Origin of the sequence: Pseudoalteromonas sp. AS84 (assembly GCF_038900255.1) — a bacterium.
GTDB lineage: Bacteria > Pseudomonadota > Gammaproteobacteria > Enterobacterales > Alteromonadaceae > Pseudoalteromonas.
In genome coordinates this window covers 303,553-328,708 of record NZ_JBBMQY010000002.1, presented here as the reverse complement: position 1 = coordinate 328,708, position 25,156 = coordinate 303,553, and the positions used below count along the sequence as shown (strand labels likewise).

The 25,156-nt window shown below is 38.6% G+C and carries 20 protein-coding genes; 4 read left to right on the top strand and 16 right to left on the bottom strand.

Annotation, left to right across the window (positions count from 1 at the left end; all coding sequences use genetic code 11):
• Positions 1–303 precede the first annotated feature (303 nt).
• Positions 304–1,371: a glycoside hydrolase family 43 protein gene (locus WNY79_RS03815; RefSeq protein WP_197173590.1), complete on the bottom strand. Its 1,068-nt coding sequence runs from the start codon at positions 1,369–1,371 to the stop codon at positions 304–306.
• A 62-nt stretch (positions 1,372–1,433) separates the two neighbouring features.
• A complete protein-coding gene (locus WNY79_RS03810; RefSeq protein ID WP_342875187.1) occupies positions 1,434–2,789 on the bottom strand; it encodes an MFS transporter in 1,356 nt (451 codons plus the stop codon).
• 364 nt (positions 2,790–3,153) lie between these two features.
• Here WNY79_RS03810 and WNY79_RS03805 point away from each other — a divergent pair, with 364 nt between their 5' ends.
• Positions 3,154–3,882: an NUDIX domain-containing protein gene (locus WNY79_RS03805; protein WP_197185809.1), complete on the top strand. Its 729-nt coding sequence runs from the start codon at positions 3,154–3,156 to the stop codon at positions 3,880–3,882.
• 99 nt (positions 3,883–3,981) lie between these two features.
• On the opposite strand, the gene WNY79_RS03800 is transcribed toward WNY79_RS03805, so the two are convergent.
• From WNY79_RS03800 to WNY79_RS03785, 4 genes are all read right to left on the bottom strand, one after another.
• Complete coding sequence (locus tag WNY79_RS03800) at positions 3,982–4,743, bottom strand: 2-keto-4-pentenoate hydratase (RefSeq protein ID WP_342875186.1); 762 nt, start codon at positions 4,741–4,743, stop codon at positions 3,982–3,984.
• 128 nt (positions 4,744–4,871) lie between these two features.
• On the bottom strand, positions 4,872–5,840 hold the full coding sequence (locus WNY79_RS03795; protein WP_342875185.1) for a hypothetical protein: 969 nt from the start codon (positions 5,838–5,840) through the stop codon (positions 4,872–4,874).
• Between the two features lie 76 nt (positions 5,841–5,916).
• Positions 5,917–7,110, bottom strand: coding sequence for a family 16 glycosylhydrolase (locus WNY79_RS03790; protein ID WP_342875184.1), 1,194 nt, complete (start codon positions 7,108–7,110; stop codon positions 5,917–5,919).
• Positions 7,111–7,352: 242 nt separating this feature from the next.
• Entirely contained in the window at positions 7,353–8,564 is a 1,212-nt protein-coding gene (locus tag WNY79_RS03785; protein WP_342875183.1) for a helix-turn-helix domain-containing protein, read from the bottom strand.
• A 268-nt stretch (positions 8,565–8,832) separates the two neighbouring features.
• Here WNY79_RS03785 and WNY79_RS03780 point away from each other — a divergent pair, with 268 nt between their 5' ends.
• From WNY79_RS03780 to WNY79_RS03770, 3 genes are all read left to right on the top strand, one after another.
• Positions 8,833–11,673, top strand: coding sequence for a TonB-dependent receptor (locus WNY79_RS03780; RefSeq protein ID WP_342875182.1), 2,841 nt, complete (start codon positions 8,833–8,835; stop codon positions 11,671–11,673).
• A gap of 172 nt (positions 11,674–11,845) precedes the next feature.
• Entirely contained in the window at positions 11,846–12,583 is a 738-nt protein-coding gene (locus WNY79_RS03775) for a FadR/GntR family transcriptional regulator (protein ID WP_342875181.1), read from the top strand.
• Between the two features lie 68 nt (positions 12,584–12,651).
• On the top strand, positions 12,652–13,386 hold the full coding sequence (locus WNY79_RS03770) for a FadR/GntR family transcriptional regulator (RefSeq protein WP_342875180.1): 735 nt from the start codon (positions 12,652–12,654) through the stop codon (positions 13,384–13,386).
• A 102-nt stretch (positions 13,387–13,488) separates the two neighbouring features.
• Here WNY79_RS03770 and WNY79_RS03765 read toward each other — a convergent pair whose 3' ends face one another.
• From WNY79_RS03765 to WNY79_RS03720, 10 genes are all read right to left on the bottom strand, one after another.
• On the bottom strand, positions 13,489–14,109 hold the full coding sequence (locus WNY79_RS03765; RefSeq protein WP_342875179.1) for a 2-dehydro-3-deoxy-6-phosphogalactonate aldolase: 621 nt from the start codon (positions 14,107–14,109) through the stop codon (positions 13,489–13,491).
• Entirely contained in the window at positions 14,100–15,107 is a 1,008-nt protein-coding gene (locus WNY79_RS03760; protein ID WP_342875178.1) for a 2-dehydro-3-deoxygalactonokinase, read from the bottom strand. Before WNY79_RS03760 ends, WNY79_RS03765 begins: the two co-directional genes overlap by 10 nt.
• A gap of 18 nt (positions 15,108–15,125) precedes the next feature.
• A complete protein-coding gene (locus WNY79_RS03755; RefSeq protein ID WP_024594150.1) occupies positions 15,126–16,289 on the bottom strand; it encodes a mandelate racemase/muconate lactonizing enzyme family protein in 1,164 nt (387 codons plus the stop codon).
• Positions 16,290–16,299: 10 nt separating this feature from the next.
• Positions 16,300–17,727 carry an NAD-dependent succinate-semialdehyde dehydrogenase gene (locus WNY79_RS03750; protein ID WP_342875177.1) on the bottom strand — a complete coding sequence of 476 codons (1,428 nt, stop codon included), beginning with the start codon at positions 17,725–17,727 and terminating at the stop codon, positions 16,300–16,302.
• A gap of 123 nt (positions 17,728–17,850) precedes the next feature.
• Complete coding sequence (locus WNY79_RS03745; RefSeq protein WP_342875176.1) at positions 17,851–18,789, bottom strand: hypothetical protein; 939 nt, start codon at positions 18,787–18,789, stop codon at positions 17,851–17,853.
• A gap of 46 nt (positions 18,790–18,835) precedes the next feature.
• Positions 18,836–19,615 (bottom strand): glucose 1-dehydrogenase, encoded by a 780-nt coding sequence (locus WNY79_RS03740; RefSeq protein ID WP_342875175.1) that lies wholly within the window; start codon positions 19,613–19,615, stop codon positions 18,836–18,838.
• 11 nt (positions 19,616–19,626) lie between these two features.
• Positions 19,627–21,198, bottom strand: a complete 1,572-nt coding sequence (locus WNY79_RS03735; RefSeq protein WP_342875174.1) for a sugar porter family MFS transporter — start codon at positions 21,196–21,198, stop codon at positions 19,627–19,629.
• Positions 21,199–21,399: 201 nt separating this feature from the next.
• Positions 21,400–22,275, bottom strand: a complete 876-nt coding sequence (locus WNY79_RS03730; protein ID WP_342875173.1) for an SMP-30/gluconolactonase/LRE family protein — start codon at positions 22,273–22,275, stop codon at positions 21,400–21,402.
• Positions 22,276–22,292: 17 nt separating this feature from the next.
• Positions 22,293–23,456: a mandelate racemase/muconate lactonizing enzyme family protein gene (locus WNY79_RS03725; protein WP_342875172.1), complete on the bottom strand. Its 1,164-nt coding sequence runs from the start codon at positions 23,454–23,456 to the stop codon at positions 22,293–22,295.
• 20 nt (positions 23,457–23,476) lie between these two features.
• Positions 23,477–24,898, bottom strand: a complete 1,422-nt coding sequence (locus tag WNY79_RS03720) for a sulfatase (protein WP_342875171.1) — start codon at positions 24,896–24,898, stop codon at positions 23,477–23,479.
• Positions 24,899–25,156: the final 258 nt, after the last annotated feature.

The following is a 25,156-nucleotide window of genomic DNA, read 5'->3' as shown; positions in this document are numbered from 1 at the left end:
TTCATTTTACGGTCAATAAATAATTATTGTGTGTGTATGTTTTAAACGTTTTACAAAGACCACAACCAGTTTTAAACATGTGCTACTTAACTAAAAACCGTTAAATAACAGCACGTTTATGCTAATTCTTTGTGCTAATTTTTTGCTTTAAAATATTTTCATTTTGTCATATGTCCTCAGCTTCCTCTTATTTTGACCATTAACAATAAAAATTAATGGTCATATTGACTATATCTTTTTTATGCAAATAAAAGCCGTAGCGGTGCTTACGCAGATAATTTGCATTGTTTGTAACTATTTTTATTAAGCGTGTTCATATGGGCTTATTGTTTGAATTTTTCCGTTTGAGTCGTGCTCAAGCTTAGCCATTTTCATACTGCGTAAATGGGTTTGTCCGCCCGACAACGTGCTGTCGTGATAAAATAAAAACCAATCACCATTGTGTTTAACAATTGAGTGATGCGTGGTCCAACCTAGTACCGGGTTTAAAATAACGCCCTGATAGGTAAATGGTCCGTATGGGTTATCGCCTGTTGCGTATACAATTTTGTGCGTATCGCCCGTTGAGTACGAAAAGTAATAAACACCGTTGTGTTTGTGTACCCAAGGGCCTTCAAAAAAGCGGCGGTTATTATCGCACACTGTAATTGGCGAGCCGCTTTCATCGAGTACAACAACTTCTTTTACGTCTTCGCTTAGGCTGATCATATCTTCAGATAATCTTGCTACACGCGCAGGGATTGCAGGTTCACCATTTTTGGGATAGGTGTCTTCATTGTTAAATTCGCTCGTTTGCCAATTTTGTAATTGCCCGCCCCACAAGCCACCAAAATACAAATAATGGCTTGAGTCGTCATCTTCAAATACAGCTGGGTCGATACTAAACGTCCCTTGAATGTAATCATCTTCTGCTTTGAATGGACCTGTTGGGCTGTCACTTTTTGCAACGCCAATTCTGAAAATACCTTGCTGATCACGCGCCGGAAAATAAAGGTAATACTGACCAAGTTTATGCGCTGCATCGGGTGCCCACATTTGCTTGCTTGCCCATTTTACGTCATCTACACAAAGTGCTACGCCATGGTCTATGGCTTTGCCTGAGCTTTCGTCAAGGGAAAACACATGGTAGTCGCGCATTGCAAAGTGGTCGCCGTTATCATTAATTTCATTTTTTGATTCAATGTCGTGCGATGGATAAATATACACTTTGCCGTTAAACACATGCGCAGACGGATCGGCGGTATACATGTGATCAACTAACACATTATGATTTTGTATTAACGAGTTGGCTCGTTGTAAGTCTTTTAACTGTTTAAGTTCAGCGTCACTTAATCCATTAGATGGGGGTGCTGCTTGCGCTGTATTTTGCATTTTTACTCCTAGTATTGCCTGCCCACTTTATACTTTTAAAAGGTGCAAAGTGGGCTGCTAAATTAGTTTATGGTTTTGTTATCAGCCAGCTGCGTTTGAATGCGCTTTACTTCAGGCTCGGTAAGTTTGTAACGTGTTATAAAAATTAAACATGCCACGGTACAAATTACTGGAATGCCAGCAAAGGCGAGTAAAATGCCTGATAACGTGTGTTCTGATTGTTCTTGATTAGGCACGTATGCGTACCCTGATAATATCCAGCCAGCAATCGCACCGCCGATTGCAAAGCCTAATTTTATTGCTAATAAATGCCCCGAAAACGTAACTGCAGTTAATCTACGGCCAATTTTTAATGCGCCGTAATCAACCGTATCTGCCACCATTGAGAACATGATTGGGGTAATTATCATGTGAGCAAAGTTAGCAATAAAGTAGACAATAAAAATGGTGACTATGGCGTCGCTCTCAAGTACGTAAAACATGCTGTGAGAAATAATTACGACCACTAAAGCGACTATAAATAGCGTTTTCTTTTCAATAAATTTGGTTAAAAAGTTGGTAGACACAGCGCCGAGTACTGAGCCAATTGCTGAGAGTGTTAAAAAGTTAGAAGTAAGTGAGGCTTCTCCTACGTAGTACTTAATATAATGCGGTGCTACTGAGGCTCTAACGCCAATTAATATTAATGTTGCAAGGCTTATAACGGCTATAACAACCCATTGATCGTTTTTAAATAAGCTTAAAAATTCAAGGAAGGCATTCTTTTTACTTTGCACGGGTTTAACTTGTTTGGTTTCTTTGGTCATTTTAAAACACAGTAAAAAACAAGCCGCAGCAAGTCCGCCTAAAAACACCATTGCTAGCGGGTAACCTACTACATCGTCACCGTCGCCAAAAAAAGCAACCAGCTTAGGCAAAGCCCATACAATTACAAGCAGTGCAGCCATTGCCATTGCAAATCGATATGACTGAAGCGATGCACGCTCTTTAGGGTCGTTTGTCATTACTGCGCCAAGTGCGCCGTACGGTATATTAATGGCGGTATAACACGTCATTAAAAGCCCGTAAGTAAAGTAAGCATATATAAGCTTGCCCGTAGAATCAAAATCTGGAGTTATGAATGCTAAGCAAGCAAACACACCGTAAGGCACGGCTAAAAATAATATATATGGTCGGTAAGAGCCCCAACGGCTGCGCGTTCTATCGGCAATACTGCCCATTATTGGGTCGGTAATTCCATCAAATAAACGAACCGCTAATAATAAGGTACCCGCAGCGGCTGCAGATAAACCGTAAACATCGGTATAAAATATCAACATAAAGTTAGCGACCATTTGAAATACAATATTACTGGCCGTATCACCAAGGCCGTACCCTATTTTTTCTTTAATTGTGAGTGTGTGTTTTGTGTTGTTCATGTGTGCTCAATTTTCAATGCAAATCGATATAGTCAAAAATACTATATGCATTTTTAGCGCATGTAAACATTTATGTTACATTTTTAATTTTCTAGTAATGTATTTAATACACGACGCTAATTAGCCGTTAAATTTACTAACATACAAAGGTATTATCCGTTCAATAAAAAACCAATACCAAACCAAAGTCGAATATCGGCGTGAACGCGTAAAAACAGGTACAGTTTATGAAGTGAGTAATTAAATAGATGTGATTGTTTTAAATAGGAATTATAAAAGCTTTTTATTTGCGCTTTACCCACCTTTTATATACCCTTAATAGTCTTTATAACAATATCTACGTATAGCTTTGGCTGAGTAATTTATGCACTATAAAACATCAAGCATTTCTAACAACATCGACGAAGAATCGATTCCTGATGACTGTATTAGTAATCTAACCGTAGATAATATTGTATTTGCTATTCATGAAGGTAAATTAAAGGTGTTGCTGGTTAAATATAACCGCGGCCTTGCAACAAGCCAGTGGGGTTTAATTGGTCATTGGGTTCGAAAGAATGAAAACCTAGATTCAGCCGCACTTCGTGTCGTTAAAAGTACAACCGGTGTTGAAAACCTGTATTTAGATCAGTTAGGTGCATTTGGTAACGTAGACCGCTACCCTGCTAGACGTATTATCACTATTGTTTATTATTCGCTCGTTCGCTTTGAAGAAACCAACCTTGTGAGTGGCGACAATGCTTTAGAGTGTGAATGGTTTGATGTAAATAATGTGCCGGCTTTAATGTTTGACCACGCCGATATTTTAAAAAGCGGCTTAGATTATTTACGCTATAAAGTAAGACACGAGCCTATTGGTTTTAGCCTACTCCCAGAAAAATTTACCCTGCTTGAGCTACAAGGAATTTACGAGTCGATTTTAAATAAATCACTCGATAAGCCTAACTTTAGACGTAAGTTTCAAAAAATGAACTTATTAATAAACTGCAAAGAAAAACAAACCAACGTAGCCCATAGAGCTGCTACATTGTACCGTTTTGACATAAACGTATATGAAAAATTAAGAGAGTTTGGTTTTACGTTTGAGTTTTAAATAATTTGAATTTTGTATACCGTAAAATCAAAATACACGTGTAGGTTAGCTATACAACGTAATTTAAAAGCGTTTGCTAACCTACAGAACCTCAGTGTATCAACATGAAAATTCGACTTTAAACTCGCCTAAACCTTCATATTTAATTGACGTTATCTCATTTATATCTAACTCCATCACGCCGTTATAAGAACCGGTAATGAAAATTTGATCTGTTTTTAATTCAAATCCATTAGCCGTTAAGAAATTTATAGCCCAATAAAGTGGCTCCTGTGGCAAGTGAGCTGGGTGTTTACCAACATGGTTTGACTTCCTACCGCCTTGCTTAACAGTAATATGTATATCACTGCTCTCGTATGCTTTTTTAACATCTACTTTAGGGCCTAAATAAACACCTTGATTAGATAATCCATCTGCCAGTTTTTCATAGTGTGTTGCTTGGTAGCCCACTGGAAATCTGTTTTGAATAAGCTCCAACGCTAAATGGGCGCTACCGATAGCATTATCTATTTCCTCATCTTTATATTCTCCATAGCGTGCTAGGTCTTTGTTTAGCACAAATGCAATTTCTGGCTCAATGAGCGCTTTATTATTTTTTGTAAAAAGAGCACAACGCCCCATAGATTTAACAGGTGCATCTAAAAGCGGCGCTAGGGTTATCGTGCCATCATCCGATGGAAGCATACATTTCCAACCGAAAACGGTCTCATCATTTAGCTTTATCATTAATTTTTGAATGGCTAAAACGTCTTCAATCGAGTCAAGCGTTAAACCTTCAGGGAAATCTGATGCACCATTACCACTCTCTCTTTTACTTAATAAGTGTGCTGCTATATGCCTAAACTTTTCTGATTTTTCCATTTAATTGCCTTTAGGTAGTACGCTATCTAGTAATAACGTAAAAGATTATGTTATAGCGTTAAATAATACATTGAACACATTTAAAAACATACTACCTTTATGTTTATAATACTTTTTTATTTTATGCTTTATTGTAATCTTTCAAGCAAACGTGCGCGTAATTTAGGGCTACGGATTTGCTCAATTAATTCGTTCACGTTTACGCTGGAAGATCCGGTATAGTCAATATAGCTTTTTATAGCGTAAAACTTCGATTGCTCCCCTTCTAACATATATATCCACTCCCGAGCATCACTTAGCTTGTGTTCTGGCCATTGGCTAATTACAGAATAAGCTAGGCTAGGTTGAAATAATGGAGGGTAACTGTAAAACTCATCCTGTATTTGCTGTGAGTTTTTTTCGATGAATGCTTGCGCTAATTGGTGCTGAATAATAGTACGTTTGTTAGCTGGTATCTCAGTGTGTACCTCAAGGTAATTTAATAATTGTGTTGGGTCTATTACAGCCCAATTTTGTAAAAGTCTTAATTCTGCCTCTTGTTTAACTTCGTTATTATTTAAACTATTCAACCATTCAAGTCCCTCATAGGGTGATACTGCTACTTGGGTACTTAAGTAGTCGTCTACAATACTTAGATCAGAGTGAAGTGCTTCAAAGTTTGAAATAATGTTTCCAGCTACCGGTAAATTCTCTGCAATTAAAAAGTGTATTACTTTGCTTATGTATAAAGTTTGTTCCGGAGTTTTATATTGATCATCCAGCCAATAGACACATTCATATGGCGCTTCTTTGGCCCAATTAAGTAAATGATTGCTTATGGTTTTTATACGTAATTCTGTGTCTTTTATTAACAATGCTTTATTAAGTATGGTCGTATATGTTGGCTGTTCTATTTCAAAGTCTATTGCACGTGCAGTAATAGGATTAATTGCTATTTTTGATTGCTTTGTATCTTTTATTTCGATGTCCATTTGTACAGGGGTTTCTTTATAAATCTGCCCATTATCGTTTGTTTTTATTATGCAAACATAACAACTGATGACGATGAGTAAACTAGTACCAATAACCCACTTGCCGTGTAAATTTAATTTTTTCATACCCACTCCAAAGAAGTAGAAGCCTGAGATCCTACAAGTAAAATGCCTCAATCCTTTGAGGCTAGCTTTAGTTAGCTTAATTCACCGTTATGATTAATTTATCTGTTTTACCTTTATTCTTAGTTTTAGCCGTAATTGTGGCTGTGCCTTTATTTTTAGCTTTTACAACTCCAGCACTATTCACAGTTGCCACGTTTTTATTGCTTGATGAATAAATGACTTTTTTGTTGGTTGCACAATTTGGTAGTACTGTACTTGCTAGCGTTGTAGATTGACCGTTTCGTAGCGTTTGTTTTGGTGCGCTTACTTGCACATTGTTAACAGCGACAAAGGTGTTAGGACATGATTGACCTTCGCTTGGATCCGAATTGTTATTGCCTACCTTTACCCAAGTTCTTACATAATCAACTTCCATTGATGTTGGGAAACCTTCTGCCGACTTATTATCTGATGGGTAAAATTGGTTACATTTCCACTGAGTATGTGGCGCGCGTAAACCTTGAGACAATGTTAGATTCATTTGACGGTGCCAGTATAAATTGTCCTTTTCACCCACAACTTCACCATCTACGTACCAAGTGATCTTGTCTTTAGTCACATTTACACCATAGGTGTGGAAATCATTACGTGGATCGAAAGGTAGGTGATATCCATTGTGATTTGTCTGAGGAAAAGACCCCGGACGCATCCATGTTGGTTTACCATTTTTTACCACAATATTATGTAAATCATGATCAGACTCCCTAACTGCCCTTTTTTGAGTAAGCTCTACTACATCTATTTCACTATATTGAACATCCCCTTCTTGCGTTAAAGAACGGTCAATTGTGCTATACATCCAAAATGCAGGTGATACACCGGGAAATGTACTCGCCCCTTTAATGCGTGCTTCGTAATAACCGTAGTTACCCGTAGCTCTTGATTTTGCAACACCCGATGTATAATAAAGTGGATAATTAGCAATTTGCTGTTGATTACAGCCATCCCAAAATGTACGTTGATGAGACTCTCGCTTAGTGGTCAATTTTAGTTTACCGTTAGATACTGTCGCATTTTGATTTTTCCACGACCATACACCATAATTTTCGGTTTGAAAGTTCCACTTTGTAGTATCTTTTACGTCAAACTCATCTGAGCGCTTAGCTTGCAAGACCCACGTCTCGCCAGATTTAGCAATAGGTGGTTGTATATCAGCCGCCTGAGATGCTGAACTTAATATAAGCAGACTTAATGCTGATAAAGGGAAGGTTACTAAATTTATAGGTTTCATTTTATATCCATTAATTGTTTGTGTAAGCTGAGTCAGAACCAGCAATGGTTACAGTGTTATATTTAATATATTGAATTTCACAGATATGCTTCCACAGCTGTAAACTTAACTCTCATACCTGCTAGTAATTAAAAGTAAACTTAGCGGGTCGGTATATTTAATATTGATATACAACACCAAACCTCAAAAAATGGTTTTATTGTTCTCTAAAAATGGCTTTTATTCGTTATTTAGTTGTAGTTTTAGCGGGTAAAAGTACTTTTAAATTGCTTAGGGGTACAGTTTGTTCGTTTTTTAAAAACCGTAGCAAAGTAGTTTGAGTTATTAAAACCTACTTCGTAAGCTGTTTCTGTAACAGACTTTTTTAGTAGTACTTTTTTAGCTTGCTCTATTCTTACTTCAATAATTTTATTATTGATTGTCTCGTTAGTTGCTAACTTGAATTGCTTAACAAGACATGAGCGGCTTACACCAACAGAAAGAGCAACCGTGTCTATATTTATATCTTTGAAGTAATTGTTTTCTATATACAAAAGCGCATTTTTTACGACGCAGCTATTAATATGAGTCTGCTTTGCCTTATTACTATTACACTGGCTATTATCTTGCTGGTGCAATGTACTCTCAAAAAGCTCTGGAGTTAGCGGATTTAATTGCCTGCTAAAACTAATTTTATTAGTTTCAGGAGTAGAACTAAGTATTTGGTTATTTTGAGAAGCAGCTATTTGCGAAGAAGTAATAGAGTTACTTTTAGTTGCAACAGCGTAATTTGCTGTTTGTATATCTTTAAACATGGTAGCTAACCAAATTAATCCACATAGACTGGTGCCTGAATAGTACGTAGCCCAATGCTCCGCCATACTGCCTAAAACCGCGATAACACCTAAACTTATAGCGCTATATATATAACCTTTGTTTTGTGATTTATGCGTATGCAGCAATAGATAGCTACATGGGATAATTAACAAAACCATAAAGGTGACGACCTGGAAATAGTAAATATGAGTTAGTTTAAGCCAATCAATGGGAGTTATTTTTATCCCAAAACCTTCAAGTACGTTAATTTTAGGGTGTGCTAACTCCGTTAAAACTAAAAAACACACTGAAAAAGCCAACCCAAAGCTGTAACTAAAATACGTGACTGGTTTAGGTAATTTAACATCCGAATATCTAAAAAGTGCAATTAACAAAGAAGGTAAACCTAACCAAAAAAATAAAATAGTTCGTCCTAATTGGATGAATGGCTTGGCATACTCAATAGGGAGAATATTAAAAGCAGGGCCGCATAAATAAAAAATAAATGTTACAAAAAATACAGCGAAGTAGTTATACGACGAACCAAAGCGGCGTCGCTCTATAGAAAAGTACACAAACGCAGTAAAAAAAACAGTTGCGACTAACATCGGAACTATACAGCGCAAAAATACATCCCACGTCAACAGATTATCTATCACACCCTTTCACCTTATACCCAAAAACTATACATAGTATGTTTATATAAATACAACAAATAAACCAGAAATAAATTGTAACTAAAGAGTTAACTACAAAGCATTTAATTCAAATGTTTGTAAATAACTACTTAAATTGTCATACCCAGAAAAAGCTAAAGAGATTCTTTACTTGACGTGAAAACATATGATGTTTAGATTAATGAAATGTATGACTGCGGTTTTACTATTTATACACTGACTTCTATCTATAACAATAAGGAGAATTACAATGCACAATAAAAAGAAACTAGTACTTGCTATATTAACTTCACTATCAAGTTATTCGTACGCACAGGCTTCAGATGTTTCTGTACCAACTAAAGACAATGATGATACAGAAGTGATTGTAGTGACTGGCGTGCGTTCAAGTCTCGAGGCTGCGTCATCATTAAAACGTTACAGTGATAGTGTTCAAGATAGTATTGTTGCTGAAGATATTGGTAAGTTTCCAGATCAAAACGTTGCCGAATCCTTGCAGCGCATTCCAGGTGTTTCAATTGACCGTGTAAATGGTGAGGGCTCAAAAATAACCGTTCGTGGTTTCGGCCCAGAATTTAACGTTGTTACTTTAAACGGACGTACATTAGCAACCTCTGAAATTGGTCGCTCATTTGATTTTCAAGTATTAGCAGCAGAGCTAATATCGGGTGCTGATGTAGTTAAGTCTCCCACCGCTAAAACGCCTGAAGGCAGTATTGGTGCTTATGTTAACGTTAAAACAGCACGCCCTTTAGATAACCCTGGATTGCATGTACTTGGCTCTATAAATGCCAAATACAGTGAACTTTCTGGCGAAACAAGTCCTGAATACTCTGCGTTATTTAGCAATACGTTTGCTGATGAAACATTTGGTTTTAATATTGCTCTTTCGCAACAAAAAAGTGATAACCGATACGACTCAATGGGTACAACTCGCTGGCTATTACTCAATAATGAGCCAGGTGTTATTGAAGGCGACATTCATAATTTAGATGGCAATGTGGTTACGCCAACTATGCTTCGCCATGCAGGTCGAATTGAGTACGCATTAGGACAAGAGCATCGCGAACGTATTGGTATTAATACCAGTTTTCAGTGGGCACCAGATTCAAGTTTTACCAATACATTTGATTACATGTATACCGACCTCTCGGTAGAAACTCAAACTCAGGGTTTACAAGCCGGTTTACAATATCCTAATTGGCGAAATGTGGTCGTGTCAGACAACGGTACAATTTTATCAGGCACTAAGTTTTCGGGAAGAACACTGGGCGGAACCGGTGAAAATGTTGATTTTAGAATTGATGGTTTATTTCAAGAGCTGGAGTCAAAATCAAAAACACAGGCATTTGGATTTAATTCTGTAAAAGAGTTTGATGTATTAACGCTTGAGTTTGATATAAGCCATTCAACATCAAAATCAACGCCGCGTAGCGACTTATTAGTTCCTAATTATATTTCACCGGAGCGAAACGACAGTTTAAATTTTGATTTTAGAAACACTGATACCGTTAATTTAGACACAACCATTGATTACACTTCGCCGACAAGCGTGAGAGCACATTGGAATCAAGTTTCACATTACGAATTAGAAGACACGATTACGGAGCTACAAACAAAAGGGAAATACCTACTCGACTTAGAGTTCGCTGAAAGCCTAACCTTAGATTCAATCGATTTTGGTATTGCGTATTCAGACCGTGAAAAAGTAAGAGATCGCTTTGAAACATTCCATGAAGATAACTGTGGTTTAGTGGCACCAGATGCCGATATTTGTGGCGAACTTAGAGATATGCCTGATGACATCTTTTCAGCAAGTCCCTATTCAGATTTTTTAAGTAGTGAGCCGGGTAATTTTCCGCGTGATTTTTTGTTTGCTGATATAAATAAATACCATAGCGCTATTAGTGATATGACCAAAAATCCAAATTGGCCAAACGAGCAATATAACGAAATCGCATCATCAAAAGTAACTGAAGAAAAAATAAGTGCTTACAGTCAGTTTAATTTTAGTGGTTTAGTTAATGATTACGATTGGCGCGGTAATGTGGGAGTCCGTTACGTAAAAACAGATACAAGCTCAAGTGGTTACGGTAAAAGGCGCCTAGGCTATACGGGAGAGCTTGATAATGGCCAACCTTTATTAGTTGTTGATTACACAGACCCAGGAAGCCTTAAAGCCAAAAATAGTTACACTAACTGGCTACCTAGCGCTAATTTTAGTATTAATTTAAGTGACAACTTATTGGTAAGAGCCGCAGCAGCTAAAGTTATGTCGCGCCCTGCCATTGACGATATTGGCGTACAAACAACGTATACCGATATGCAAGCAGGTAGCTTTTCTCAAACAGGTGGCAATCCTTATTTAGCTCCCTATAAAGCTAATCAATACGATTTATCTTTTGAATATTATAGTGATAGCGGCGATGCTTACGCAGTTAACTTTTTCAAAAAGGATATATCTAGCACAATTGCACAAATAACTTATTTAGATAATACGCCTGATATTTGGGATGGGTCGCAATACGTTGATTCATCAGTAAGTATTGATGGATACGGCAATGTAAACGAAACTATTAATACTAAACAAAACCAATCTGGTGGTTCAATTACTGGAGTAGAGCTTGCTGTACAACATAATATGGATTATTTACCGAGTTTTTTAAATGGCTTAGGTGTACAAGCAAACTATACATGGGCCGATACAACAAATAAAAACACACAAAAAATAGAGCTTCCAGGTGTGACCGACCCAGGTGATAAATTAGAGGGATTTGCCGAAAACTCTTATAACATTGTTGCCTACTACGACAAAGGTGCATTTCAAGGGCGTTTAGCCTACAACTGGCGAGATGACTTTTTAAGTAGCCGAGCTGGTATACGCAGTGGTGGATTACCAGAACATACTGCAGCTTATGGTCAGCTAGACTTTAGCATGTCATATGCGGTTAACGATAACTTTACGCTAACAGGCGAGGCAATAAATATAACTGATGAACGTACCTATCAGTATGCCGATGTAAAAGAGCGCGTTATTAATACCCAATATACTGGTCCGCGTTACCGAATTGGTTTACGCGTTAAGTTTTAACGCTTTATTGAAGTAGCCCAAATTGCTATAAAGATCGCTCATCAGCGATCTTTATCATATTCCCACTAGATAACGTTTAAACATATAAACAGCGATTAAAATTAGTTGCAACCCCCTCTATTTTGTACACATTACATTGACCAGCCAAACATAATATGTTTATATTAAAAATATGAGCGAACTTATATATTACGACCTAAAACAAACATCAGGAATGGCAGCAAGCCTTTCTGTTCAGGTGGCTAAAGAAATTGGCAGACGCATTGTGTCTGGATCATTTGAAGCCGGCAGTTTAATTGATGATGAAGATGCACTCGCTAAACGCTACCAAGTAAGCCGTGTAGTAGTACGCGACGCGGTAAAAATCTTAGTAAGCAAAGGCCTCCTTGATGTACGCAGAGGTATTGGTACGCGTGTACTACCTCGTGATAGATGGAATATGCTAGACGATGACGTATTAGCATGGCATTTATCAGCACCACCTAATCGTAAATTTTTAGAGCAACTAATGGACGTGCGCCTAGCGTTTGAACCAAAAGCAGCACGTTGGGCAGCTGAGCGTGCACGCCCTGAAGATTTAATTGAAATTGCAGCCGCATGCGAGCGCATGGCTAAAACAGATAACAGCGCAGAAGATTTTATTATTGCTGATTCTTTATTTCATAAGGCCATTATAAAAGCAGCACAAAATAGCTTTTTAGCTTCTATGGAAGGCGTTATTTATTCTGCACTCTTGGTTAGTATTAAAGTAACAAATAAAGACCCCCGTGATAACGGTGCGTCTATTCCATTTCATCGTGAAGTGTACGAAGCCATTGCTGAAAAAGATGGCGATAAAGCCGAATTCCTCACCGAAAAACTCCTAAAAGATGCCAGTTTTCGTCTTTCTGCGACAGTAAATAACAAATAGCCATTGTTTATTGTCGCAAATTCATATAAATAGTACGTATAAATAAATAATACGGACACTAAGATACTATGAGCGAATTAACATACTACGATCTAAGACGCAGCAGCGCCATGTCACCTAGCTTACCTGTACAGGTAGCTAAAGAATTAGGCCGTAGAATTGTTGCTGGCACATATACTCCTGGCACACTGATTGATGATGAAAACCGTTTAGCTGAACGTTTTCAAGTAAGTCGAGTTGTTGTTCGTGATGCAGTAAAAATTCTTGTTGGTAAAGGGCTTTTAGATGTACGCAGAGGCATTGGCACTCGCGTAAAAACCCGTGATAACTGGGCGTTGCTTGACGATGATGTTCTTGCGTGGCATTTAAGCGCCCCACTTAATCCTGAGTTTTTAACTCAATTAATGGAATTTCGTTTAGCATTTGAGCCAAAAGCAGCCAGTGTTGCCGCGCTGCGCGCAGAGCCTGAAGATATTAAAGCCATTGAAGATGCATTAAATGAAATGCAAAGCTCGGTAAGCGATTTAGATAAGTTTGTTATTGCTGATGCACATTTTCATGGCGCTATTTTACGCGCTTCTCATAATGAGCTATTTATTTCGATGGAATGCGTTATTTTTTCAGCGTTGCTTGTAAGTATTAAAGTAACAAACCAAAGTGCACAAAGTAATCATGCTTCTATTCCGTTTCACCGAGAAGTATTTGATGCTATTGCCTCCGGTAATAGCGAAAAAGCACAAGCCCTTACAGAAAAGCTTTTAGCAGATGCTAAAGCAAATTTAGCTAAGTTAATGGATATTTAATTTATTTTAAATAGCACCGCTAACTCATCATTTAATGTGAGAGGAATGATGAGTAGCGATGCAAGCACAACAACGTTTTATCGCAATTTAATTAAAAATTAATTAAAGATAATATTCAGCATAATTTTTAGCATTAGTCGTAAATTCTTCTAAACCCATTCCGGCTTTATACAAGCCGCTTCCTAAACCAAAACCCGATGCCCCTGCATTAACAAATTCATCCTGGTTTTGTGGCGATACACCGCCCACAGGGTAAATATCAATACCCGAAAGCACTGTTGTAATTGCTTTTAAGCCTTTTGGACCTGCTGTATCTGCTGGAAAAAACTTAAGCGCGTCTGCACCGGCATGCAATGCAGCAAATCCTTCAGTGGGTGTATAAAATCCTGGTACGCAGTACAGTCCTTTTAATTTACTAAAACGGATCAGCTCTACATCGCTATGCGGCGATATAATAATACGACCGCCCGCTTTAATCACCTGATCAACTTCGTCTTTAGTAACAACCGTGCCTGCGCCAATAATGGCTATATCTGCGTATTTATCACTTAATAACTTAATACTTTTTAATGCATCAGGAGAGTTAAGTGGTACCTCTATAACGCGGTAGCCAATATCAATAAGTACCTTTGCATAATCAAGCACTTCACTTGGTGTAATGCCGCGTAAAATAGCAACCAGCGGTAGTTGCTTCATAGCATGAGTTAACGAAATTAATGACATAATTGAGTTTCCTTTTCAGTGACCAAACCGGCCTGTACAGCTAGTGTAAACATGCCTTTAGTAGATGCAGTTGCACTGCTTAAAATAGAAGAAGTAAAGCCGAGTTCTTTTAATGCTTCACAATACAGAGTGTTTAAACTTGAGTTACCAATTAAATAAACATGCTTAATGTCGTTTAGCTTACTTTTAATACCCGCAAGCTCAGCGCCAATAAGTAAACCAGATAAGTAACTAGGTACGTTTTGCAGCGTTAATTGTTTATCTAGCTTTAAAGTACGCGCACTAAATAATGCACTTAATAAACTGCTCTGAACTTGACTAACACCAACGCCTTTTAAAAAGCTTGGCATATCTGTTGGTGTTTTACCTAGTGCCTCTAATCCTTCACCTAAAATGCTTTGTTTAGTCAATAAATCAAACATTTCACCGGTCATGAACGTACTAAGGCTCGTAATAACCGTTTTGCGTTGAGTATCTTTTGCAACTTGAACCCATTTAGAGTGAGTACCGGGTAGGCAAAACATAGTCTCACTCAATGTTTGGTTACTTAGCTCACCCGCTGTTTGCTCTACATCTAATACGGCACCAAATACTTGTACTTCTTCACCGCGCATTACATCGCATACATTATTCTCCATAACGTATTTAACACCCGGCACAATACTAATTTGTAAGCCTGCTTTATTATTTGCTTTACAAAGCTTTGCGCTCATACTACCGAGATTAGCTGGCGCATTTACATACCCTGTATCTTGCCAACCAATAGCACCGCCTACCATACCTGCCATAATAATCGGCGTTTTATGTTTTGATAACCAGCCTGATATATAACTAAGTAATACGGTTTCTAAACAGTCATTTTTAATACAAAGTACGCCCTGCTCACCATTAACAGTATCTAAAATACTGCCTTTGCCATCGACTAAAAAAGCTCTAAAGTTAGAGCTTCCCCAATCAACCACAATTAATGCTGGTAAGTTGCTTTTGTTATCGCTCATGAACTCTGCCCTTATTTATTAAATTGATACTTCGTAATGTTTAATAAAATCAAGGTCGGGCTCAATACCAAGGCCTGGACCTTGTGGTAGCGCAACAGTCCCGTTATTATTTTTAACCTGCTCATTTATGTTTAGAGACTCTTGCAGCAACTGCTCTCTAAATAAGTTTGGCGTTGTATCGTACTCAAGCATAGGTTGTACTGGGTGTGCAGCACCTGGTAAATCAGGTAATGCAGCCAATAAATGTAGGTTAGTACCTACCGCAATAGCCGAGCCCCAAACATGGTTTATAACAGGCACAAAATGCGCGTGTGCCATAGCTAATACTTTTTGATATTCGGTAATACCACCGAGCGCACACACTTCTGGCTGAAGTAAATCAACGCAGCGGTTCTTAATTAAGTCTCTAAAGCCCCAGCGAGTAAATTCGGCTTCGCCACCGGCAATGCTCATATCAAGTGCTTCACATAAATCGCGATAGCCTTGATGATCCTCTGGTGCAACCGGTTCTTCAAACCAGTACACGCCTAAATTTTGCAGCTCTCGACCTAGCGGAATAGCTTCGCGCGCTGTATATGCATGGTTAGCGTCAACCATTAGGCGCATATCGCGGCCAATACCTTTACGAACAGCTTCAACAAGCTTTATATCGCGGTCTGGCGAAAGGCCTATTTTCATTTTCATGGCCGTAAAGCCCATTTCTTTAATACGTTGGCTTTCTTCGGTAAAGCGCTCTTCCAGGTTTGGAAACTTTTGTAGCATCATGCCGTAACCATAAGCCGGAATGCGGTCTCTAAAAGCACCCCCTAGTAACTTATAAACGGGTTGATCTAAAAATTTACCTGCAATGTCCCACAGAGCAATATCTACACCAGATAAAGACTGAATAGGCATGCCTTTTTGGCCATGATCGCGCAGTAAGTTATAAACTTTATGCCAAATCACTTCTCTGTCGAGTGGGTCCATTCCCAAAATCATAGGCTGAATTACATGCTCAACAATTGTTTTATTGGCAAACGCAACACCGCCACCGCCAAAGCATTCGCCCCAACCTGTAATACCTATATCGGTACGTACTTCTACTAAATGTGCGGTACGTTTAGCGTAATACTGCTGAGAATAACCAAGTTCTTCTTCTAGGTCGTACTGTAAAACGTGGCTAATAATTTGTGTGATTTTCATAGTCTGTTCCTTAAACCTTTAACGCGCGAGAAACACGTTTATATGCAAGGTAGTCATCTAAAGCTAACAACGAACAATCAACACCCACGCCCGATTGCTTAATACCAAAATGAGGTAAATTAATACTATATTTAATGCCGTTAACCTGAACTTCGCCAAAACGTAAATGCTTTGCAAAGTAAGAAATCGTGTCTTCGTTACTACTAAAAATAAATGAACTTAAACCAGCGTCAGTATCATTTGCATCGCTAAGCACTTGTTCGTTATCGCTAAATATAATAATGCTAATAACGGGGCCAAATATTTCGTCTTTGTATATTTTCATGCTCGAATCAACATTTGTGAGCACGGTTGGTTCGTAAAAATACCCATTAACGCCTGTAGGTTTTTTACCACCTAATTGCAATTGTGCGCCATTTTGCTGTGCATCTTTAACTAGCTCATCAATCCGTTGCCATGAGTTAGCATCCATAACGGGGCCCATATCAATGGCCTCGTTTTTATCAAAACCAACTTTTACTGCTTTTGCACGAGTAAGTACTTTTTCAATAAATTCGTCTGCAACGCTTTCGTGTACAAATACACGATTTGGGGTAACACAAATTTGCCCTGCGTTGGCAAACTTAACACCACAAATTACATCGGCTGCGTTATCTAAATTCGCATCGCTACATACAATGGCAGGTGCGTTACCACCAAGTTCCATTGAATAACGCTTGATTGACGTAGCACCTGTTGCAATTACATGCTTACCCACATTAGTAGAACCAATTAAAGTAAGTACAGAGGGAATAGTTGACGCTGAAATGGCATCGCCTACGGTGCTATCCGTGCCCGAAAGTATGTTAACCACACCTGCTGGCAAGCCGATTTGTTCACATAATTCGCCTACGGCGTAAGCAGACAAAGGCGTTTTACTTGACGGTTTTACTACAAGCGGACAACCCGCAGCCATTGCTGGACCTAATTTATAAGCCAAGTTTAATAGTGGAAAATTCCATGCTAAAAATGCAGCCGCTACACCCACAGGCTCACGCGAAAGAACGTGGCTGTGCGTACCTTCATTATCTTTTAATTCTTCATCGGCGATATTAACAATGGCATCAGCGTAAAAATTAAGGCTATCAACTAACATTTGAAAGTCGTCAGCGGTTGACTGCCATGGTTTTGCCATTTCTAAATGCACGCATTCACGTAAGTGTTGCTCGTTTGCAATTACTGCATCACGCAGTTTAAGCATCCATTGAGCACGCTCTGTTGCAGGCGTTGTTGACCAACTTGAAAATGCTTCTTGCGCAGACTCTAAGGCCATGTTTGCCTCATTAATACCTGCAGCCGAAATTTCGCCTACAACTTCGAGTGTTGCAGGATTGATAATTTCGGTCGTTGCGTCACTCGTTATTAATTTTCCACCGATATACAGTTGTTTAGAAAGCATTCTGTCGCTCCATTATTATCTACAACACCCTAAGGGCTAAATGACTAAAGTAAGACACACATGCCTCAATACATAATAACTATTTAAACATATGATGTTTGATTGAGCAAACACAAAATACATTTAGTTAACAAAAAAACTCATATGCCAAGATTTATGAGCATTGCCTTTAATTAAGCCTTCCTCTTCACTCGCCATGGCTTTGTGTAAAGAATCGTTATTACCTATACAAGGTTCTATCCCAAGTAAAAAAGGGGGTAGCTGCTCATTGGCAGACCAACCGTTGTAATTAAACCAAAGCCCTAAGTGACTTATGTTTGTTGATGAAAATTCAAACCCGCAGCTTTGCTGAGCTTTATCATCAACCAGTTTTACAATTATACTTTGATCTTTATGAGTGCCCGTATTTAAGTGTTTGCTAAAAACCTTACTTGCAAAACTACTGTTATAGGGCATAACTTTATTTAGCGGAGGGACTTTAGTTGAGAACTCACTCCAGTTAATAAAGGCACTATTAACGTTATAAAAATGACTTAGCCCTTCATCAACTTTAAACTCCATATGTTTGTTATTTATTAAAATACGCATCTCTGGTTTTATGGCAAAAATAGGATGCGCTGACCAAACAAAAGGGAGATTATGAGTTGTGTTATTTTTTACGTGGTAATCAACAAGCAGCCGCTTACTGTGTTTTTTTAAGGTAAACGTTCTTATAAATGTAAAAGTAGAGTCAAAAACCTCAGCTTGTAGGCTAAGTATTATTTCTTCATCGCTAATATGGGTATTAGTTATTTGCCATGCTTGGCACCACAACTCACCATGATCATGTGAGAAATACGTTTTATTGGGGATATGTTCGTACAACTGAGAATAAATACCCGGAAAACATTCATCCCAACCACCGCTATCATGCTCAGAAAAATCATTATTTTTTGCAGGTTTTAAAGTGATTTGTTTATCGTGAGCAAGCCATTCTCTATTGTGTTTTAAGCTTACAATAGAGATGACTTTTGCACCCAACTGAGGAATAAGTGTAATAGCAAGCTCACTATTTTTTAGCAAAATAGCCTCAAAACCATGAGCCTTACAGTGTGTTAAGTTAAGCACTTTAATCGTGATAAATTACAGAACGGCCACCATCAATGATTAAGCTTTGCCCTGTCATAAAACTCGAATCTGAACTGGCTAAAAACACGGCTGGGTAAGCAATTTCTTCAGTTGTTCCATTTCGTTTTAGTGGATGTACATCGCCCATTGCTTTGCGTGAAGCTTGCGGATCGTCTGTTTGCTCCCACGACTTAAACGCCATAGGTGTTTCTATCATGCCTGGGCACAATGCGTTTACTCGTATGTTGTGCTTTGCGTATTCAACAGCTAAGTTTTTAGTTAACCCTATAACCGCATGCTTAGTTACCGCATACGGAAAATATCCCGGTACAATTTTATAAGAATGCACAGAACCTACATTTATAATACTGCCACGGCCTAACTCTTTCATATGCTCAAGTACGGCTACAGCACACTGCCACATACCTTCAACATTAACTGCAAAGCTATCACTCCACATTTGTGGCGTAACGTCATCTACGTTTCGCCCGGGGCTAATTAAAGCCGCATTATTAACTAAAATACTGGGCTTACCAAGCTCATTAACTACTTTTTCAACCATGTTTTTTATAGCCGTTTCGTCGCTAATATCGGTATGAGCAAAAATAGCATTAAACCCTTTGCTTTTTAGCTCTGCTACAACACTTTCGCCCATTTCTTTATTTATATCAGCAACACACACTTTAGCGCCTTGCTCACAAAATACGCGTGCTACTGTTTTTCCAATTCCATCGGCTGCGCCAGTGACAATAGCAACTTCGTTTAATAATCGTGATGACATAGTTATATTCCTTATTTATTGAGCTCAGGGACCAAATCGCGTTCAATGGCCTCAATAGACTTGCCCTTAGTTTCGGGAAGTATGAATGCCATAACAATACAGCCTACAATAGCGACGCCTCCGTAATATAAAAACGTATTTGCTGCGCCCATGTTCTCTAATTGCCAAGGGAAAAACTGCTGAATACTCCAGCTAGAAATACTCTGTACTAAGGCGGCAAAGGGTAGCGCGACACTGCGTACTCGACTTGAAAATATCTCTGAAAACATCACCCACATTATTGGCCCTATCGACATATTAAAGGCGGCTAAAAATGCAAATAATCCAAATAAAACATACGCTGGGCTAATATTTATAGAGGCATTAATAATTGCACCGGTAACAACTGGTAGCTCTTTTTTACTGTAAATAGTGGCTAAATCTGCTTTTAGCGCAACATCGGTGCTGTATATTTTATTTTCGAAAACGTGCAACTTTGTAATATCTACTTTTTGCTCTGCAACTTTGGTTATTGCCTCACTGTTAAGTGAGTACGTGGCGTTTTCAAAGCCATACCAAATTGATACATGCGCAACAGCAATAAGCAGCAAACCGGTAATTGTTAATGTTCTTCTGCCGAGTTTTTCAACAAAGAATATAGCGACTAATGTAAATAATACCGATACCGCACCAAGCACTATTGTTTGTAAAAATGAGTTTTCGACGCTCATACCTATTTGTTCAAACACGGTAGGTGCATAAAACAGTACGGCGTTCATGCCGGTTGCGCCCTGCACTACCGCGTAACATACAGCAAGTAATACAACAAAACGCATAGGCTTACTAAACAGTACTTTAAGTTGCTCTAGTGCACTGTTTTTTGAATCTTCTTGAATGGTTGCTTTAATATCATTAAGTACTACTTCGGTATCGGCGTTATTGATTCCCATACCTTTGAATACAGCGCGTGCTTCTTCATCACGTTTTTTGCTCATTAACCAGCGCGGCGATTCAGGAATCGTCATTAATAACGAAAACCAAATAATATTAGGCACAATTTCAAAGCCAAGCATATAACGCCAAATATTGGCTTCATTTAACCATTCAATTGAGCCCATGTTTTTAACAAAAAAGTAATTAACAACAAACGCAAATAAACTACCTAACGTTATAAGCAACTGATTAACTGATACAAATTGGCCACGTTTATTAGCGGGTGCAATTTCACCAATATACATGGCTGAGACAGTTATAGAGGCAAATGCGACCCCTCCTATAAAGCGTCCAACAACCAGCATGGGGTAACTTACCGCAAAAGCAGAAATAACCGTAGAGAGTGAATACGTTAAAGCAATGCCAACAAGTACCTTTTTACGACCAAATTTTTGGCATAGAGTACCAGTAAAAAAAAGTGCGATGATTACGCCAACAATGGCGCAACCTACTACATTACCTGTTTGTAAACTGGTTAGCTCAAACTGCGAACTAACATAGCGTAACGCCCCCGATATATTGGCCGCATCTAGGCCAAATACAAGTCCGCCAAATGCTGCAATGAGGGAGTACTTAATTGCTTTTGTTGATTGTGTGTGTGTGTCTTTCAATGTATTACCCTTAGTTTTATTTTTATACTTTTACTGTGTTGGTAATGAGTGCTCTACAACATATAAAAGAATAACATTGATAGAATTAGTAAAAACAATATAAACATATGATGTTTATGTGTGCAATGTGTTTTTCCTCTCACATCAAATTAATGTAAGAGGAAAAAACAAAAAATTAATATTTAAAGTTAATACTTAAAATTAAAAGCCATCTATTTTAACGCAAGGCTCAAATACGCCTTTTACCGCATTTTTAAATGCAAGCGTAGCGCCGTGAGGTATAGCATCAAATGGGGTATCTTCTAGGCCACATTGTGCTGACGTTATGTAAAGTGTTGTACCGTCATCGCCAAACGCTGGGCAGGTAGGGCGAGGTGTTTGAGTCGCCAAGCTTTGAATTACCTTAGCTTCGGGCGATATGCAATCTACACGTGCGCCATCCCAAAGTGCAATCCACATGTTGCCTTCGCTATCAATTACAGCGCCATCAGGTGATACAGCTGAGCTTGAATAGTCAAAAAACAACACACTTTCTCCTATTGGCGAACCCGTAAGTGAGTCGACGTCAAATCGGTAAATTTTTTGCGCTTTTGAATCTGCGTAATAAGCTCTAGCACGCGACTTATCAAAACAAATACCATTGGGTATCGTTAAATCACTAACAACTTGAGTAAGTACGCCGTTGTGAAACCGATATATAGCCCCTTCGTTTTCTTTAGCATCGCCGTGCATTGTGCTTATCCAAAACCCACCCCACGGATCGGCACGTCCGTCGTTACTTCTGTTGTCAGGTTTATCTGCTTCAACACTGCACAAAAAAGTCTGCTTATGCGTACTGGTATTATAAGTATTTAGGCCTTTATCACTTGCTAGTAATAAGGTTTCATTGTTTACCCAAGCCAGAGCGGTAACCATATCATCAAAGCGTTTCTCAACTTTATGGTCGCCTTTTTTGCTGTGCAAAATATGGTTTGGAAAATCAACCCAATAAAGCGTTTGTGTGATCGGGTGCCACAATGGGCCCTCGCCTACAAAATTTAGTGTGTCATCAAAAACAGTCGCTGTAAGTGTATTCATTTAATTCTCTAAACAAGTTACCAGTTAGTATGTGAACCATCACGCTTTGATAAGTGCGGCGCTTCGGTTTCTACAGGGGTAGCCGCTCTAAAGGCGGCTTCGTTCACATCAACACCTAAACCAGGTACTTCAGGAATAGTAAACCTATTACCTGTTAATTCATGCTGTCGAGGAAAAAGAAGTGGATCATGGGCGCCAAACTCACTAAACGGACCTTGGTGTGTTTCCATTAAGCCTAAGTTTGGTAGCGCTGCTGCAAAGTGATTTGTTGCTGCTGTACACACAGGGCCAAGTGGGTTGTGTGGCATAACATCTATATAATGTGCCTCAGCCCAACCAGCCACTTTCATCGCCTCTGTTAAGCCACCAATGTTACACACATCCACACGCAAATACTGAGTAAGCCCCTGTTCTATATAAGGCTTAGCTGCCCATTTAGAACTAAACTCTTCACCAATGGCAAAAGGAATATGCGTTAAAGTACGCAGCGTTTTATACGCATCTGGAGATTCATGACGAATCGGTTCTTCAATAAAATCGAGTGTATCGGGCTTTAAACGTTGGCAAAATGAAGCTGCCTCAGCCACGCTTAATCTGTGATGGTAATCAATACCAAGTGTAATATCAGGCCCTAGTACTTTACGTAGTTCATTTAAGCAGCGCGCTGTGCGCGTTATAGACTCTTGTGGTTCAAAAAATATAGGGTCGTCAAAACGGCTCGGTATCACTCTTATTGTTGTCCAACCGAGTGCAATAAGTGCTTTTGCTTCTTTAACTAAATCGTCAAATTTATCCGGATCGGCCTCTGTATAACAACACGCAAAACACGCTATGTGATCGCGTTGCTTGCCCCCTAACAACTGATAAACAGGCACTTGTAATGACTTACCTAAAATATCATAAAGGGCAATATCAATCGCCGAAATAGCAGCCGTAATTACACGGCCCCCTTCAAAATAATGGCTACGGTAAAGCTCTTGCCAAATACGGCCAATTTTACGCGGATCTTGCCCTTTTAAAAAGCCAGCAAAGTGTTTTATTGCGCCAATAACAGCTTGCTCTCTATTTGATAAGCCCGATTCACCCCAGCCTACAAATCCACATTCAGTTACTACTTTTACTAACAGCTGATTACGTTTTCCTACGCAGCCTAAAAGCGCTTCAACGGATTCTATTTTCATAATTATTACCTAATGCGTTATTAAGGTTGAGTTGCTGGCAAACGGTATTTATCCATGCGGTCTATATCGTATTTTTCGTATTTTCTTTTTAATAACCACCGCGGGCGCTCTAACGTTAATTCCCATTCAAACAATGATTTAAACATAGTTTTAACACGTTCAGGATTTTTTGCTGCTAAATCTGTTTGTTCACTAATGTCAGAGCTTAGGTCGTATAGCTCAGCAGGTCTGTCTGGGTAACGAATAAGCTTCCAGTCGTTATCACGAATAACAGCTCTGTTTTCTTTTTTCCAGTACATCACTTTATGTGGGCGTGCTGTGTTTTTACCTTGAATATAAGGAAGTAAGTCAACGCCATCAATATCATTACCTAACGCTTTACCTTGTGCGGCACTATAAAAAGTAGGCAGTAAATCGAGTGTGCTTACTGGATAGTCGTAAACAGAACCTGGTTTAATATGCTTTGGCCAGCTAATTAAAAATGGTACACGAATGCCCCCTTCTAACTGATTTGATTTAGTCCCTGCAAGTGGTGCATTATTTGAGGCATTTTTATCAGAAGGGCCACCGTTGTCGTTTGAAAAAACCACTATGGTATTGTCATCTAAACCTAGCTCTTTAAGTTTATCAAGTACATAACCACTGGCTCTGTCTAACCCTAGGGTCATTGCAGCAAGCTCTTTACGTTTACCCGTTAAGTTTGGAAACTTAGCTAAATCTTTAGGATCTGATTCAAGCGGAGTGTGTACCGCGTTAAAAGCTAGATAGATAAAAAAGGGTTCATCTTTGTTTTGTTCAATATACTTAGCGGCTTCTTTACCTAACTCATCAGTTAAGTACTCTTTTGGCTCTTCGTAATTACCAAAGTCGCGTTCTAATTTTTTATCAAAAAAATGTTTGTTTCCATTTTTCATTTCTTGTTCTGAATAGTTAAAGTAGCTTCTGTCGCCACCTCTAAATCCTAAAAAGGTATCAAAACCACGTTTTAAAGGATGAAATCTGTCGGCGTCACCTAAATGCCACTTACCAAATACCGCTGTTTTATAACCCTGCTCCTTAAGGTAATCGCCCATTGTTTTTTGATCTAATGGCAAGCCCATATCTGCACCTTTAAGTGCCGAGTTATCGCTCATAAAACCTGGTACGTTAATTTCTTCATAGCCAAAGCGTTGCTGGTACTTACCTGTCATTAAACCTGCGCGTGAAGGACCACAAGTAGAATCACTTACGTAACCTTGGGTAAAACGGACACCGCTTTGGGCGAGTTTATCTAAATTAGGTGTTTTAAGCTGCGTACTACCTTGAAAGCCAAAATCACCAAAACCTGCGTCATCAGCAAAAATTAAAACAATATTAGGTTTTTCTGTTTGTGCTTTTGCCATTGCATTAGCACTAACGCAAAAGCCTAAACATACAGAAAGAAGAACAAGTAGCTTATTCATCACAGTTTCCTATTTAATATAATAGTTAAGCACATAGCTAAAAAACATTAATTACACCATAGCTAACATATTGGTTATATTAGACTATTACGGCTAGTTAATTTTATGGTTGAGTTGTAAATAATGCGTTTATAAATCACAATATCGCTACACTAAACAAAACATAACAATATTGCAAACATATGATGTATGATATTTTGAAATTAATTTTTCAATTTCTCACTATTACTTAAGCCTAATAACAGTCTCAGCTTAAAG